Genomic DNA, 15,052 nt, shown 5'->3' with positions numbered 1-15,052 from the left:
GCGGCGGATTCAGACCGCTGCGGCAGCCGCCCGTCCGGCGGCGCGCCCCGAGAAGAGGCATCCGCCGAGGAAGGTCCCCTCGAGCGCGCGGTAGCCGTGCATGCCACCGCCGCCGAAACCGCTCGCCTCGCCCGCCGCGTAGAGCCCCGGCACGACCTGCCCGTCGGCCGCGAGCGCACGCGACTGCAGATCGGTCTGGATGCCGCCCAGCGACTTGCGGGTGAGCACGTGCAGCTTCACTGCGATGAGGGGACCTGCGGACCGATCCAGGATCCGGTGGGGTGTGGCGGTGCGCACGAGGCGGTCGCCGCGGAAAGCGCGCGCGGAGCGCATCATGGCGATCTGCGCGTCCTTGGTGAAGTCGTTCTCGATCTCGCGATCGCGCGCCTCGACCTCGGTGCGCACCCGCGCGGCATCGAGGACCTCGCCGCCGGGAAGGTCGCGCATGCCCGCGATGAGGTCATCGAGGGTGTCGCGTACGACGAAGTCGGCGCCGCGGTCGAGGAAGGCCTGCACGGGCTCGGCGGTGCCCTTGGCCAGCCGCGACGAGACCAGAAGTCGCACGTCCTTGCCCGTGAGATCGGGGTTCTGCTCGCTTCCCGAGAGTGTGAACTCCTTCTCGATGATCTTGCGCGACAGCACGAACCACGAGTGGTCGTACCCCGTGCGCCGCAAGTGGGCCAGGGTGCCGAGCGTGTCGAAGCCGGGGAACAGCGGCACCGGCAGACGCCGGCCCGTCGCGTCGAGCCAGATCGACGACGGCCCGGGAAGGATGCGGATGCCGTGCTGCGGCCAGACCGGCCGGAAGTTCTGGATGCCTTCGACGTAGTGCCACATGCGGTCGCCGTTGATTTCGCGCGCTCCCGCCTGTTCCGCCACCGCCAGCATGTGACCGTCGACGTAGGCGGGGACCCCCGCGATCATCGATACGGGCGGGGTGCCGAGCCGTTCCGGCCAGCGTCGGCGGACGAGCTCGTGGTTGCCTCCGATGCCGCCGGACGTGACGATCGTCGCGCCCGCCGTCATCTCGAACGCCCCCACGACCTCACGCGAGGTGGCCGTGCCGCGCGCCGCGCCGGATGGCGCGAGCAGGTCGCCGGTGGCACCGGTCACGACGCCGTCCGCGACGGTGAGCGCGGTGACCCGATGCCGCGGCAGAATCGTCAGCCTGCCCTGCCGCTCCGCCTCTTCGAGCGCAGCCTGGAAGGGCGCCACGACCCCCGGCCCGGTGCCCCACGTGATGTGGAAGCGCGGCACGGAGTTGCCCGGTCCTGTCGCGGTGTAGCCGCCGCGCTCGGCCCATCCCACGATGGGGAAGAAGCCCAGCCCCTTCTGTCGCAGCCAGGCACGCTTCTCATGGTGCGCGAAGTGCAGGTACGCCTCCGCCCACCGCCGCGCCCACACGTCCTCCTCGCGGTCGAAGCCGGCGGCGCCCAGCCAGTCCTGCCGGGCGAGGTCGAAGGAATCTCGGATGCCGAGACGGCGCTGCTCGGGGGAGTCGATGAAGAACAGCCCGCCGAACGACCACCACGCCTGCCCGCCGAGGTTGGTGCGAGGCTCCTGGTCGACGATGGCGACGTGCTTGCCGGCGGCGACGGCTTCACTGGCCGCGACGAGGCCCGACAAGCCCCAGCCGATGACCAGCACGTCGGCGCGGATGGTGGCGGTGGTCATGGCGACTCCTTCGTCGTCGGCCGGGCGCACAGCCCGGCGTGTCTGCCTCGGCGCTCAGCCCGCCGTGTTTCCTTCGGGCCTTCGCGCGACCACCGAGAGACCCGTCGCCTCGCGGCCGGCCGGTGCCGGACCGATCCCCGTCGGCTCGAACGTGTTCACCATGGCGTGCGCCGCCCTGTCGAGATACTCCCACAGGGTCGCCTCGTGGAGGGGCGACAGGCCGAGCTCGTCGACGGCGACGCGCATGTGCGCCAGCCACCGGTCCCGGGCGTCGGGGTTCACATGGAAGGGGGCGTGCCGCATGCGCAGGCGCGGGTGACCGCGCTCCTGGCTGTATGTGCTGGGGCCGCCCCAATACTGGGCGAGGAACATCTCCAGCCGACGCGCGGCGGGTTCGAGGTCGACCTCGGGGTACATCGGGCGCAGCACATCGTCCTCGGCGACCTCGCGGTAGAAGACCGCGGCGAGCCGGACGAACGTCTCGTGCCCGCCGACCTCGTCGTAGAACGAGCGGGGTGCGGCATCCGTCATTTCTTCGTCTCTTCGTCGGAGGGCGGGGGCGCCGAGCCGTCGCCGTCGCCCGACCCGCTGCCGGACTTGCCGGTGCGCTTGGGCTTCCACGTCGGGCGGGCATCGTTCGACACCGGGTTGGGCCTCGTCATCGGCGGGTTGGCGCCGCGCACGCGCTGGGCGCCCTCGGGGCCGGTCAGCGTGATGGAGTTCAGGTGGGGGAGTGTCAGCCCCATCTCATCGATGGCGTGCTTGAGCCGCATGCGCAACTCCCGGGCCACGTCGTCTTTCGCGTTGGGCCGCGTCTTCATCACCAGGCGAATCACGAGCGCTTCCCCGCTGACGGACTCCAGACCCCAGACCTCGGGGTCCTCGAGCACGCGGGTGCGCCACTTCGGGTCCTTCTGCAGACTCCTGGCCGCAGCGAGCATCTGCTTCTCGACCGCGTCGACGTCGGCGTCGACGGGAACGGCGAGGTCGATGATGACGCGCGACCAGCCCTGCGACATGTTGCCGATGCGGGTGATCTCGCCGTTGCGCACGTACCAGAGAGTGCCGTTGACGTCGCGCACGTGGGTGACGCGCACCGAGACGTACTCCACGACCCCGGTCGCGAGCCCCACATCGACGACGTCGCCGATGCCGACCTGGTCCTCGGCCACGATGAAGATGCCGTTGAGCACGTCCTTGACGATGTTCTGGGCGCCGAAACCCAACCCGGCGCCGATGGCGGCCGACAGCAATGCGAACGAGCCGAGGGTGTTGGGGGCGAGAACCTGCACGATCAGCAGCACGGTGATGATGACGATGGCAACGTTGACGATGTTCTGCAGGATCGTGCCGAGTGTGCGGGTGCGCTGCACGAGCCGCACCTGGGCCAGCGGCGAGCGTTCGAGCGCCTGCGTGTCGTCGACCCGCGCCTTGCTCTTCGCGCCCGAGACGATGCGGTTCACCGTTCGACGGATGAAGATGCGCAGCACCCACGACGCCAGAACCGCGCCCACGAGGATGAGCGCGACGGTGAGCAGGTTCCAACCCGCCTCGATGAGCCACTTGAGCACCTGCGCCCAGAAGTCGGGATTCGTCGGGTCATCCATCGCACCAAGCCTACCCATCCCGCATCCGGACGGGCTGTGTGCACACGCCTGGACGCACTGACGCCCCGGCGCCGCATCGCGGCATCGGGGCGTCAGAACATGCTCGGATTGCTACTCGGCGTCGCGTTCCTGCACCGCGAGCGCGCGCTCGACTCCGGCGAGGTTCTCGGCGACCAGACGCCGCAGCGCCGGCGGCGCATCCTGGTGATCGGCGAGCCACGAACGGGTCGCGTCACGCAGCGCCACGTCGGCGAGCGGCGCGGGGTACAGCCCGACGATGAGGTACTGGGCGATCTGGTAGGTCCGCGACTCCCAGATCGGCAGCAGCATGTCGAAGTAGGGGGCGACGAACTCCGACAGCAGCTCACGTCCGGCGGGGTGCACGAAACCGGCCGCGGCGGCGCGCACGATCGTGTTCGGCGCGTCGGCCTGGTCGATCAGCGACGCCCACGCGGCGCGCTTGGCCTCGAGGGTCGGCAGGGCGGCGCGCGCCTGCGCAGCGAACTCTCCGCCCTTGGCCGTGTTGTCCGCGGCCAGCGCGGCGTCGATGTCCTCGGCGGTGACCGCGCCGGCGGCGGCGAGCGACACCATCAGCTGCCAGGACAGATCGGTGTCGATCGTCAGCCCCTCGAGCACCGTCTCGCCGTCACGCAGGGCCGTCACGGTCTGCGTGTGCGCCGCTGTACTGGCGGCGGAGGCGAAGGCGGTGACGAACTGCAGCTGGCTGTCGCTGCCGGGCTGGGCCTGCTGCGCAAGCTTCCACAGACCGTCGGCGACGCGTGCGCGCGTTGCCTCGCGGGTGGCGGGGGTGACGTAGGAGTTGGCGGCGAGCTGCAGCTGCCCCAGCGTCGTGCGCACGGTGGTCGACTCGGTCTCGCTGCCGATGTTGCGCAGCACGAGGTCGACGTAGTCACTGGCGGCCGTCTCACCGTCGCGGGTCTGGTCCCAGGCCGCGCCCCACACCAGCGAGCGGGCCAGCGGGTCGCTGATGTCCTTCAGGTGCGCGATGGCGGTGCGAAGGGAGTGCTCGTCGAGGCGGATCTTGGCGTAGGCCAGATCCTCGTCGTTGAGCAGCACCAGGTCGGGCCGCGCGAGACCCTTCAGCTGCGGCACCTCGGTGAGGTCGCCGTCGACGTCGAGTTCCTCGTGGTGCACACACACCAGCGAATCGCCCTGCAGGCGGTAGAAGCCGATGCCCAGCCGGTGGGGGCGGATCGTGGGGTAGTCGGCCGGAGCCGTCTGCACCACGGCGAACCGCGTGATGATCCCATCGTCGGACGTCGCGATCTCGGGCGACAGCGTGTTCACCCCGGCCGTCTCGAGCCACTTCTTCGACCAGGTCGACAGCTCGCGACCGCTCGTGCGCTCGAGTTCGACGAGCAGATCCGACAGCTCCGTGTTGGACCACTCGTTCTTCTTGAAGTACGCCGCGACACCGGCGAAGAACTCCTCGATGCCCACCCACGCGGCGAGCTGCTTGAGCACCGAACCGCCCTTGGCGTAGGTGATGCCGTCGAAGTTGACCTGCACGTCTTCGAGGTCGTTGATCTGCGCCACCACGGGGTGGGTCGAGGGGAGCTGGTCCTGGCGGTACGCCCAGGTCTTCTCCATCGCGTTGAAGGTGGTCCACGCCTCGGTCCACTCGGTCGCCTCGGCGGTGGCCATGGTCGACGCCCACTCTGCGAAGGACTCGTTCAGCCACAGGTCGTTCCACCAGCGCATCGTGACGAGGTCACCGAACCACATGTGCGCGAGCTCATGCAGGATCGTGACGACGCGGCGCTCCTTGACCGCGTCGGTGACCTTGCTGCGGAAGACATAGGTCTCGGTGAAGGTCACCGCGCCGGCGTTCTCCATCGCTCCGGCGTTGAACTCGGGCACGAACAGCTGGTCGTACTTGGCGAACGGGTAGGGGTAGTCGAACTTCTCCTCGAAGTACGCGAATCCCTCGCGCGTCTTGTCGAAGACGTAGTCGGCGTCGAGGTGCTGCCAGAGGCTCTTGCGGGCGTAGACGCCGAGCGGAATGACCCGGCCCGAGGCGCTGGTGAGCTCCGAGAAGGTCGCCTCGTACGGCCCCGCGACGAGCGCGGTGATGTACGACGAGATGGTCGGGGTGGGCTCGAAGGTCCACGTGGCGGTGCCGTCGCCGTGGCGCTGGGGCGCGGGCGTGGGCGAGTTGGACACGACCTTCCACTGCTCGGGCGCCGTGACGGTGAACTGGAAGGTGGCCTTCAGATCGGGCTGCTCGAACACCGCGAAGACGCGGCGCGAGTCGGGCACCTCGAACTGCGAGTAGAGGTAGACCTCGCCGTCGACGGGGTCGACGAACCGGTGCAGACCCTCACCGGTGTTGGTGTACAGGCAGTCGGCGTCGACGATCAGCTCGTTCTGCGCCTCGAGGCCCGACAGCGCGATGCGAGAGTCGGCGAACGCCGTCGCGGGGTCGATCGAGCGGCCGTTGAGGGTGATCTCCCGCACGTCGCGTGCAATGAGGTCGATGAACGTGTCGGCGCCGGGCGTGGCGGCGAAGCGAAGGGTGGTGCGGGAGCCGAACACCTCCGCACCACGGTTGAGGTCGAGCGCGATCTCGTACGACATACCGGCCGTCGGGTCGACGACGGCGCGGCGCTCCTGCGCCTCGATGCGGGTGAGGTTCTCTCCGGGCACGGCGGTTCTCCCAAGGTCTTCGGGTGGGTCAGTGCCCGGGCGTGCCGGGCGATCCCTCAGCCTACGCTCTGGAGCGGCCACCACCCGGAAAGACCCTGTAGCGGGCCCTAGCATCGCCACCGCGGTGGGAGGATGGAGGGGTGAGTGCAACCGACGCCGCCCGACCCGTCAACGAGCGCGAAGAGCCCCAGGTTCTCTTCGCTTCTCCCGCATCCGCATCGGGTGCGCGCCATATCGAGGTACCCGTCGCCTATGACGGCATCCTGCTCGCCGGCTTCGGCGGGCCCGAGGGCCAGGACGACGTGATCCCGTTCCTTCGCAACGTCACGCGGGGGCGCGGCATCCCCGACGAGCGACTCGAAGAGGTGGCGCACCACTACCGCCACTTCGGGGGCGTCAGCCCCATCAACGACCAGAACCGTGCGCTGAAGACGGCCATCGAGGACGAACTGGCCCGACGCGGCATCGATCTGCCCGTGTACTGGGGCAACCGCAACTGGGCTCCCTACCTGGAGCAGGCGGTGCAGGATGCCGCGGCAGCCGGTGACACCACGCTCATCGCCGTCGCCACGAGCGCCTACAGCTCGTTCTCCAGCTGCCGGCAGTATCGCGAGGACTTCGCACGTGTGCTCACCGAGACGGGCCTCGGCGACGTCGTGACGATCGACAAGGTGCGTCAGTTCTTCGACCACCCCGGTTTCGTCGCGCCCTTCAGCGCCGGAGTGCTCGCGGCCGTCGCCGGGTTCCTCGACGAGGGTCTCGCACCCGAGCAGATCCGGGTGCTCTTCTCCACCCACAGCGTCCCGATCGACGACGCGAAGCGCTCCGGCCCGCGCGACGTCGACTGGGGCGACGGAGGCGCCTACGCCGCGCAGCACCGCGCCGTGGCCGAGGTGATCATGACGGACGTCGCCGCCGAGCGACCCGACGCGGCGTCGGTGCCCTGGGATCTGGTGTACCAGTCGCGCTCCGGCCCGCCGTCGCAGCCGTGGCTCGAACCCGACGTCTGCGACGTCATCGAGACGCTCCCCGACGCCGGGGTGAAGGCCGTCGCGATCGTGCCGCTCGGATTCGTCAGCGACCACATGGAAGTGCTCTGGGACCTCGACACCGAGGCGATCGAGGCCGCGGAGGAGGCCGGACTGCGCGCGGTCCGCACGCCGACCCCGGGAGTCGATCCGGCCTACGTGTCGGGCCTGGTCGACCTCGTCGTCGAGCGTCTCGAGGGAGCGCCCGCCGCCGAGCGGCCGCACCGTACCGCGCTCGGGCCGTGGTTCGACGTCTGCCGTCCCGCCTGCTGCGAGAACGTCCGCGCCGGGTTCAAACCGGCAGCCGCGGGCATCGCGCCCTGACCCGCCGCCACCGAGCGCCGACCCTAGGATCTTGACCATGCGCATCCACATCGCGACCGACCACGCCGGCCTCGAGTTCTCGACCCAGCTGCAGCATCACCTCGCAGCAGAAGGTCACGACCTCGTCGATCACGGCCCGCTCGAGTACGACGCGCAGGACGACTATCCCGCCTTCTGCATTCGGGCTGCACAAGCCGTCGTGCGCGATCAGGAGGCCGGGGTCGAGGCCCTGGGCGTGGTCTTCGGCGGATCGGGCAACGGCGAGCAGATCGCCGCCAACAAGGTGCGCGGTGTGCGGGCGGCCCTGGTGTGGAGCATCGCGACCGCGGAACTGGCCCGTGAGCACAACGACGCCAACGTCATCGCCGTCGGCGCCCGTCAGCACACGTTCGACGAGGCGGCCGCGTTCATCGACCGCTTCATCGCGACGCCCTTCTCGGGCGAGGAGCGCCACGCGCGGCGGATCGCGCAGCTGGCGGCGTTCGAGACCGACGGCACGCTCGAGCCGGACCCCCGCGCGCCGGGGCTTCAGCCCGACGTGCTGGCCGCCGACGACAGCAGCTTCGACCCGGAAGCGGGCTGATGCCCGAGGGCCATTCCGTCCACCGCATCGCCCGCCAGTTCCAGCGCAACTTCGTCGGGCGGACGGTAGCGGCATCCAGCCCGCAAGGGCGGTTCGCCGAAGGTGCCGCAGTGCTCGACGGCCGCACGCCGACCGAAGCGCGGGCGGTCGGCAAGCAGATGTTCCTCGCCTTCGACGACCTGTGGCTGCGCGTGCACCTCGGTCTCTACGGCGCGTGGGATTTCGCCGGCGAGATCCTCGTGGACCCGACGATCGCCTCCGCCAACGGACGCATGGGACAGACGAACCAGCGCGGCACGGTGCTCGGCGACGAGCCGATCCTGGATGCCGCTGGGGAGAACTCCCTGTCATCGATCGGCGCGCCGCGGCGCACCCGTGTTCACGTGCGCATGTCGGAGCAGACGACGGGCCTGGGGGACGACCTGGAGTGGCCCCCGCCCGTGGTCGGCCAGGTGCGCCTGCGGCTCATGACCGACATCACCTGCGCCGACCTGCGCGGTCCCACCGCGTGCGAGCTGCAGAGTACCGACGAGATGCTCGCAACCGTCGCGAAGCTCGGCCCCGACCCGCTCGTGGGCGACGTGGCCGAGGGGGAGGAGCGCTTCACCCGCACGGTGCGCCGCAAGCCCACCCCCATCGGGCAGCTGCTCATGGACCAGAACGTCGTCAGCGGCATCGGCAACGTGTACCGGGCCGAGATGCTGTTCCGTGCCCGCCAGAACCCGCACACGCCCGGCCGGGAGGTGCCCGAGGAGACGGTGCGTGCACTGTGGCGCGACTGGGTGCGTCTGCTGGCCATCGGCGTCGAGACCGGGCAGATGATGACGATGGACGACCTGGCGCCGGAGGACTACCGCAAGGCGATGGCCTCCCGCGACGATCGGCACTGGGTCTACCACCGCGCGGGGCTGCCGTGCCGCGTGTGCGGCACCGCGATCGTGGTCGAGGAGATGGCCGCGCGCAAGCTCTACTGGTGCCCTTCCTGCCAGGCCTGAGAACAACGCCACCAGGCCCCTGTGGCCCTGACGAAGGAGTCACGCGTGCCCAAAACCAAGAAGCGCAAGAAACCGAGCAACCGTTCTGAAACGCCCGCCTCGCGTCCGCGGGACGCGCAGGGCCGACGCACGACCGGCTCGATCGCCACCACGCGAAAGGTCGTCGCCGTCGTCGGCAACCTCGTCGGTGCACTCGCGCTCGCGGCTGCCGTCGGGATGGTCGCCTGGCTGCTGATCTACACAGCCGGCGGTGGCGTCATCGGAGACGTGTTCGAGGACACCGTCATGGCCATCGCCACCCCCTTCCTGCTGACGCTGCTGTCGCTGACGGGATTCATCTTCGGCCAGTTCGCCGTCCGTGGTCGCTGGGGTCTGGGCGGCGGGGCCCTCTTCGAAGGCGGGTTCACCCGCGTCGAGCTCCGCCCCATCAGCGTGCTCCTTCACATCGTCTTCGCGGGCCTCGCTGTGGCGGCGTGGGTCCTCGTCGTCGTGGTGCCCGTCGTCCGGGACGCTCAAAGCCAGGCCGAAAGCGGCTGGGGGGCGAGCGGCGGGATGTACTTCTGGTACACCGTGACCGTGTATGCCGTGGTCACGGGTGCGATTGCCGCCATGGTCGCTGTGTCCCTGTTGAAGAAACTGACGTACAACCGATCACTGTCGCGCAACGCCGACAGCATCATTCCGGGGTCCCACGCGCAGTTGTGGTGGCGGAAGTTCTCGCACATCTGGCGCGCGGAACTGGGGATCGCCGGCTTCGCCGGCGCCGCGTTCGGACTCAGCCCGCTCGGGGTGCATCTCCAGAGCCCGCTCTACGGGTTCGGCGCCCTCGGGATCGGCATCGCGCTCATGGCCATCGCCGTGGCGCTGGCGCTCAACTCCTGGCGGTCGGGCCTGCCCGTGGAGCGGGTGGAGTCGTACACCTGACGGTTCCACCCCAAATAGGCTGAGGGAATGCGCCAGAACCCGAGCTTCGTCCTCGGCGACACCGCCGAGCTGCGCCGGCTCATCGACCAGAACCCGTGGGTGACGCTCGTCAGCAGCACGCCGGACGGCCTCGTCGCCTCGCACTATGCCGTGCTGCTCGACGACTCGCGCGAGGATCTCACGATCGTCGGGCACGTCGGCAAGCCCGACGACCTGATCCACGGCCTGGGGCAGCGCGAGCTGATGGTCATCGTGCAGGGACCGCACGGGTACATCTCGCCCGGCTGGTACGGCGACGGCCCGGCGGTGCCGACCTGGAACTTCATCTCCGCGCACCTGAGCGGCGTTCCCGAGCTGCTCACGGCCGACGAGAATCTCGCGGTACTCGATCGCCTCGTGGCCAGGTTCGAAAGCGGCATGCCGCAGCCGCGCCTCATGTGGGAGCGGCCGAACGACGCCGACTTCGTGCACCGGCTCGAGAAGGGCACCGTCGGGTTCCGGCTCACGCCCTCGCGCGTCGTGGCCAAACGCAAGCTCAGTCAGAACCGGCCTGATGACGTGGTCGAGACGATCATCGGCGAACTGGATGCCGGATCGGGCCCGTACGGCGATGCCCGCCTGGCAAGCGAGATGCGTCGCGACCTCGACGCGCGAAGGAGCAGCAGATGACCTGGGCCGCAGGCGACCATGTCGCCGTCGTCGCGAACGCGAGGCTGACCGGCGCGGACCGCACCGACCCGTTCGGCGATGACCTGGTCGACGTGCACCTGCAGGCGGGTACCATCGCCGATATCGCCCCTGCCGGTGCACTCCCGCGCGCCGGCGTCGTGCTCGATGCCCAGGGCGGCTGGCTGATCCCGGGTCTGTGGGACCACCACGTGCACGCGGTGCAGTGGGCGCTCCTCACGCAGCGCGTTCCCCTCGGGCACGCAGACAGCGCCGCCCACGCGGCATGGCTCATGGCCGATGCCCCCGTGCTCGATGACGGCCGCCGTATCGGAACGGGGTTCCGCCACGCGTTCTGGCCCGACGCCCCGACGCTCGAAGTGCTCGATGCCGCGACCGGAGACGTCCCCACCTACCTCATCAACGCGGACGTCCACAGCGTGTGGCTCAACTCCGCCGCACTGCGTCGCGAGGGTCACCCTGTGGCCGGCTCGGGATTGCTGTGGGAGGAGCCGGCATTCGAGATATCCCGACGCCTCAACCTCGTCCCCACCGACGTCGCCGACGCGTACGTGGCGCGCATGGCGCACGATGCGGCATCCCGCGGCGTCGTCGGCATCGTCGACCTCGACATGGCCTGGAACGCCGACGCCTGGGCCCGGCGCGCCGCCGCCGGCTTCGACACCCTCCGCACACGGTTCGGCATCTACCCGCGCGATCTGCAGCGGGCCCTCGACCTGGGAATCGAGACCGGTGACGCCGTCGACCCCGCGGGGCTCCTCCGCGTCGGCTCCCTCAAGGTGATCAGCGACGGCTCGCTGGGCACCCGCACGGCGGCGTGCTCGCACGCCTATCCCGGCGACCCGCTGAACCACGGCCTGCTGACCATCCCACCCGACGAACTGGTCGATCTGATGATCCGCGCGACCGGGGGAGGGCTCTCGTGCGCCATCCACGCCATCGGCGACATCGCGAACACCCACGCGCTCGACGCCTTCGCCCTGACGGGCGCGACGGGCACGATCGAGCACGCGCAGCTCGTCGCGCACGCCGACGTGCCGCGCTTCGCCGCGCTGGGCGTGGGAGCAAGCGTCCAGCCCGAGCACGCGCTGGACGACCGCGACCTGACCGACACGGTCTGGGCCACCCAGACCTCGCAGCCCTACCCGCTGCGTGCGCTGGCCGACGCGGGCGCCAACCTGCTGTTCGGCTCCGACGCCCCCGTCTCGCCGCTGGATCCGTGGGCGGCGATGTCGGCCGCGGTGCACCGCACGCGCGACGGCCGTGAGCCGTGGCAGCCCGGGCAGGCGGTGGATGCAGCCACCGCTCTCGCGGCATCCACCGCCGACGGCTCCTCCGGCGGCTCGGCGCTGCGGATCGGTGGCATCGCCGACCTGGCCGTCGTCGCCCACGACCCCTTGACGGCGGACGAGAAGACGATGCGCGGAATGCAGGTTGCGGCCACCATGATCGCCGGTCGCCTCACGCACGTCTCCGCCTGACACCGCCGGACAGCGCCTGACACGACGAAGCCCCGACCCTCGCGGGCCGGGGCTTCGTGGAGACGTGATTACTCGGCGAGGTGGGCGAAGAGGAACCAGCGGTCCTTCTCCAGGCCCGCCTTGATGCCGATGGCGACATCCTGGCTGGTGAGGTCGACCTCGTCGAGACCGTCGATCGCGGCCTGCACATCGACGAGGATGCCGTCGATGTCGGCCAGCACGCTGCGCACCATGGCGTCCCACGGGGTGAACCCGGCGGGCACGGTGGTGGGCTTGGCCTTCTGGGCGACGGTGGTCAGGCGGGCGTCGATGGGGAGGCCCAGGGCGACGATGCGCTCGGCGGCTTCGTCGGACCAGCCCTGCGCGTGCTCGACGACCGTGTCGAGGAGTTCGTGGATCGACTGGAAGTTCGCGCCGCGCACGTTCCAGTGCGCCTGCTTGCCGTTGACCACGAGCGCCTGCAGGCCCATGACGACGGGCGTGAGGAACTGCGCGGTGCCGGCGGCGACGGTCGGGTCGGCGGCGGTGGCCGGAATGATCTGATTCTTCGTCATGCTGTCGTCTCCTATCGGCGGGGAGTCGCCCCACCTTCTGCAACGGTACTCAGGCGGGGCTATTCCGCAAGCAAGCTGAGGCTGGGCTTATGCGGCTTGACGGCCGCCCTAGAGTCGTGGCATGACGATCGCCGATGATGCCTCCGTCCTGTCCGTCTCCGGCCGCGAGCCGCTCGTTCCCGCCTCGGCGTTCGTCGCGGCGGGGGCGCGGATCATCGGGGCGGTGACACTGGGCGAGCAGTCGAGTGTCTGGTACAACGCCGTGCTGCGCGGCGACAGCGACAGCATCACGCTGGGGGCGGGCAGCAACGTGCAGGACAACGTCTCGGTACACGTGGACCCGGGGCACCCCGTGGTCATCGGAGCCGACGTCTCGATCGGGCACAACGCGGTCGTGCACGGCTGCACCGTGGAGGACGGATCGCTCATCGGCATGGGCGCGGTCGTGCTGTCGGGCGCCGTCATCGGTGCGGGGTCCCTCGTGGCCGGGGGAGCGGTGGTACTCGAGGGGACCGTGGTGCCGCCCGGTTCGCTGGTGGCCGGCGTGCCCGCGAAGGTGCGCCGCGAGCTCACCGAGGACGAACGCGGCAAGCTGCTGCGCAACGCCGAGGTGTACCGTGCGCATCTGCAGAACCACCGAGACGCGACGTCCGCGGGCTGACTGTCCGACCACGGCGCCACAGTGCCGGCAGGGCGACGAGAACCGACACTATCGGGGCTTTACGCGCCCAATATGCACCGATGCGTCGAGCGCGGTGACGGCCGCCGGTGCGCCCCGCCGCCGGTGAGTGCGGCCCGGACCGCTTCGCCGAGATGCGGACTTCTGCCCGGATGCGGCGTTGTAGGCGGCATCCGGCCCTTGCCCGGGCAGATCTCCGCTTCCGGGTGAACGGAGTCGACGGATGGGCGGATGCCACGGCGCGTGCGCCGTCCGCGCGTCATCGGCGGACAAGAACCAGAAGTGGAGGGGATGACGGGAATCGAACCCGCACCATGAGTTTGGAAGTTCTGACCTCTGTGTGCCGAGATCCGTGGGTCGCGAACGGGTCCCTCACGACGGGGTTCAGCGTATGAAAGAGATGGATTTGTTATCCCTGTGGTCAGTCGAGATTTGGGGCCCGGATAGCCTTGAAAACGTTGCCTGAACAAGGGAAGTCCATGGGGACCTGGGGCGAAAACCCAACAAACTTGCGGCATGCGACTGACGGGAACGTGTCGTGACTACACCTGCTGGTTGGCATATGGATCCGCAGAACGAGCAGCAGCAACGCTGGTGGGACGGTGGCCAGTGGACGGACCTGGTGCAGCCCGCGTCGCCACTCGCAACCATGCCGCCTCCTCCAGCGCTGCCAGCTGAGCCGGATCGACGATTCCCGGTATGGCTCTGGGTGGTGGTCGGGGTGGTCGGTCTGCTGGTCGGGGTCCTGTTGTCCCCGATCTTCGCGTTGATCTCACTGGCGGTCCTCATCACCGGAATCGTCGCGCTGGCCAAGAACACGCCGACGTGGCTGCGGCTGCGCTCACGAAGGACCGCGTGGGTGGTCACCGCTGCCGCGGCGGCGATGTTCCTGGTCACCGGCACTGTCAGCTCGACGTTCTTTCCTGGTGACGCGCCGGTGGCAGCGCAGATCGCCACGCCCTCCGCGCCGACGCCCACCCCCGAGCCCACGGTCACCGTCGAGCCCGTGGACGAAGAGATCACCGATCCGACGTTCCAAGGCGAGGCCTCGACCGCGGCCGACAGCGCGGCGACAGCGGACCAGACCGCGCTGGCGGTGCTGTCCACTCTCGAGGTGAAGGGGAGGGCGTCGAAGACCGGTTACGACCGCGACCAGTTCGGGCAGCGGTGGTTGGACGTGGACCGCAACGGGTGCGACACCCGCAACGACATTCTCGCCCGCGACCTCACCGACATCGAGAAGTCCGGCCCTTGCAAGGTCATGAGCGGCATCCTCGCCGACCCCTTCACGGCGCAGACCATCGGGTTCGTCCGCGGCCAGGACACCTCCGCAGAGGTCCAGATCGACCACGTGGTTTCGTTGTCCGATGCGTGGCAGAAGGGGGCGCAGCACCTCACGGCAGACCAGCGCGCTTCGTTCGCGAACGATCCGCTCAACCTGCTCGCGGTCGACGGCGGCGCGAATGCGCAGAAGGGCGACGGTGACGCGGCCACCTGGCTGCCGAGCAACAAGGCGTTCCGCTGCGCGTATGTCGCCCGTCAGGTGTCCGTCAAGGCGACCTATGGATTGTGGGTGACGCAGGCGGAGCACGACGCGATCGCCCGGGTCCTGGCCGAATGCCCCGACGAACCGGCCGTCACGTCCGCGTTCGCGCCAGTTCCCGCAGCGCCGGCGCCCGCACCCGCACCAGAACCCGCACCGGCACCGGCACCCGCACCGGCACCCGACGTCTATTACGAGAACTGCACGGCGGTCCGCGCGGCGGGTGCGGCGCCGATCCACGCGGGAGACCCCGGATATTCCAGCAAGCTCGACCGTGATGGCGACGGGGTCGCCTGCGAATGACGG

The 15,052-nt window shown here is 69.8% G+C and carries 13 protein-coding genes; 8 read left to right on the top strand and 5 right to left on the bottom strand.

Annotated elements, in window-relative coordinates; all coding sequences use genetic code 11:
* Positions 1–9: 9 nt before the first annotated feature.
* From QNO21_RS06865 to pepN, 4 genes are all read right to left on the bottom strand, one after another.
* Positions 10–1,674, bottom strand: coding sequence for an FAD-binding dehydrogenase (locus QNO21_RS06865; RefSeq protein ID WP_257519007.1), 1,665 nt, complete (start codon positions 1,672–1,674; stop codon positions 10–12).
* A 54-nt stretch (positions 1,675–1,728) separates the two neighbouring features.
* A complete protein-coding gene (locus QNO21_RS06860) occupies positions 1,729–2,205 on the bottom strand; it encodes a globin (RefSeq protein ID WP_257515670.1) in 477 nt (158 codons plus the stop codon).
* On the bottom strand, positions 2,202–3,281 hold the full coding sequence (locus QNO21_RS06855; protein ID WP_257515671.1) for a mechanosensitive ion channel family protein: 1,080 nt from the start codon (positions 3,279–3,281) through the stop codon (positions 2,202–2,204). Before QNO21_RS06855 ends, QNO21_RS06860 begins: the two co-directional genes overlap by 4 nt.
* Before the next feature lie 111 nt (positions 3,282–3,392).
* Positions 3,393–5,948 (bottom strand): aminopeptidase N, encoded by a 2,556-nt coding sequence (gene pepN / locus QNO21_RS06850; protein ID WP_257519006.1) that lies wholly within the window; start codon positions 5,946–5,948, stop codon positions 3,393–3,395.
* A 140-nt stretch (positions 5,949–6,088) separates the two neighbouring features.
* On the opposite strand from pepN, the gene QNO21_RS06845 reads away from it, so the two are divergent.
* From QNO21_RS06845 to QNO21_RS06820, 6 genes are read left to right on the top strand one after another with little or no spacing between them, the layout of a single operon-like run.
* Entirely contained in the window at positions 6,089–7,300 is a 1,212-nt protein-coding gene (locus tag QNO21_RS06845) for a ferrochelatase (RefSeq protein WP_257515970.1), read from the top strand.
* Between the two features lie 37 nt (positions 7,301–7,337).
* Positions 7,338–7,883, top strand: coding sequence for a ribose-5-phosphate isomerase (locus tag QNO21_RS06840; RefSeq protein ID WP_257515971.1), 546 nt, complete (start codon positions 7,338–7,340; stop codon positions 7,881–7,883).
* Positions 7,883–8,878: an Fpg/Nei family DNA glycosylase gene (locus QNO21_RS06835; RefSeq protein WP_257515972.1), complete on the top strand. Its 996-nt coding sequence runs from the start codon at positions 7,883–7,885 to the stop codon at positions 8,876–8,878. The genes QNO21_RS06840 and QNO21_RS06835 overlap by 1 nt, the downstream gene beginning before the upstream one ends.
* Before the next feature lie 45 nt (positions 8,879–8,923).
* Positions 8,924–9,802, top strand: a complete 879-nt coding sequence (locus tag QNO21_RS06830) for a hypothetical protein (protein WP_257515973.1) — start codon at positions 8,924–8,926, stop codon at positions 9,800–9,802.
* Positions 9,803–9,829: 27 nt separating this feature from the next.
* Positions 9,830–10,471 (top strand): FMN-binding negative transcriptional regulator, encoded by a 642-nt coding sequence (locus tag QNO21_RS06825; RefSeq protein ID WP_257515974.1) that lies wholly within the window; start codon positions 9,830–9,832, stop codon positions 10,469–10,471.
* On the top strand, positions 10,468–11,970 hold the full coding sequence (locus tag QNO21_RS06820; protein ID WP_257519005.1) for an amidohydrolase: 1,503 nt from the start codon (positions 10,468–10,470) through the stop codon (positions 11,968–11,970). The genes QNO21_RS06825 and QNO21_RS06820 overlap by 4 nt, the downstream gene beginning before the upstream one ends.
* Positions 11,971–12,038: 68 nt before the next feature.
* Here the strand turns inward: QNO21_RS06820 and QNO21_RS06815 are convergent, their stop codons facing one another.
* Positions 12,039–12,524 (bottom strand): Dps family protein, encoded by a 486-nt coding sequence (locus QNO21_RS06815; protein WP_257517045.1) that lies wholly within the window; start codon positions 12,522–12,524, stop codon positions 12,039–12,041.
* A gap of 121 nt (positions 12,525–12,645) precedes the next feature.
* Between QNO21_RS06815 and QNO21_RS06810 the strand changes: the two genes are divergently transcribed.
* Positions 12,646–13,185 (top strand): gamma carbonic anhydrase family protein, encoded by a 540-nt coding sequence (locus QNO21_RS06810; protein WP_257519004.1) that lies wholly within the window; start codon positions 12,646–12,648, stop codon positions 13,183–13,185.
* A gap of 556 nt (positions 13,186–13,741) precedes the next feature.
* Positions 13,742–15,049, top strand: coding sequence for a GmrSD restriction endonuclease domain-containing protein (locus tag QNO21_RS06805; RefSeq protein ID WP_257519003.1), 1,308 nt, complete (start codon positions 13,742–13,744; stop codon positions 15,047–15,049).
* The last annotated feature ends 3 nt before the right edge of the window (positions 15,050–15,052 follow it).

Source organism: Microbacterium sp. zg-Y818 (assembly GCF_030246905.1).
GTDB lineage: Bacteria > Actinomycetota > Actinomycetes > Actinomycetales > Microbacteriaceae > Microbacterium.
The sequence above is the reverse complement of the archived record's forward strand: the minus strand, read 5'-3'. Positions and strand labels throughout refer to the sequence as shown.

Excerpts from the sequence above, each read along its gene's own strand:
- QNO21_RS06865 (WP_257519007.1), bottom strand. The coding sequence starts at position 1,674 with ATGACCACCGCCACCATCCGCGCCGACGTGCTGGTCATCGGCTGGGGC.
- QNO21_RS06860 (WP_257515670.1), bottom strand. The coding sequence starts at position 2,205 with ATGACGGATGCCGCACCCCGCTCGTTCTACGACGAGGTCGGCGGGCAC.
- QNO21_RS06855 (WP_257515671.1), bottom strand. The coding sequence starts at position 3,281 with ATGGATGACCCGACGAATCCCGACTTCTGGGCGCAGGTGCTCAAGTGG.
- QNO21_RS06840 (WP_257515971.1), top strand. The coding sequence starts at position 7,338 with ATGCGCATCCACATCGCGACCGACCACGCCGGCCTCGAGTTCTCGACC.
- QNO21_RS06835 (WP_257515972.1), top strand. The coding sequence starts at position 7,883 with ATGCCCGAGGGCCATTCCGTCCACCGCATCGCCCGCCAGTTCCAGCGC.
- QNO21_RS06825 (WP_257515974.1), top strand. The coding sequence starts at position 9,830 with ATGCGCCAGAACCCGAGCTTCGTCCTCGGCGACACCGCCGAGCTGCGC.
- QNO21_RS06820 (WP_257519005.1), top strand. The coding sequence starts at position 10,468 with ATGACCTGGGCCGCAGGCGACCATGTCGCCGTCGTCGCGAACGCGAGG.
- QNO21_RS06815 (WP_257517045.1), bottom strand. The coding sequence starts at position 12,524 with ATGACGAAGAATCAGATCATTCCGGCCACCGCCGCCGACCCGACCGTC.
- QNO21_RS06810 (WP_257519004.1), top strand. The coding sequence starts at position 12,646 with ATGACGATCGCCGATGATGCCTCCGTCCTGTCCGTCTCCGGCCGCGAG.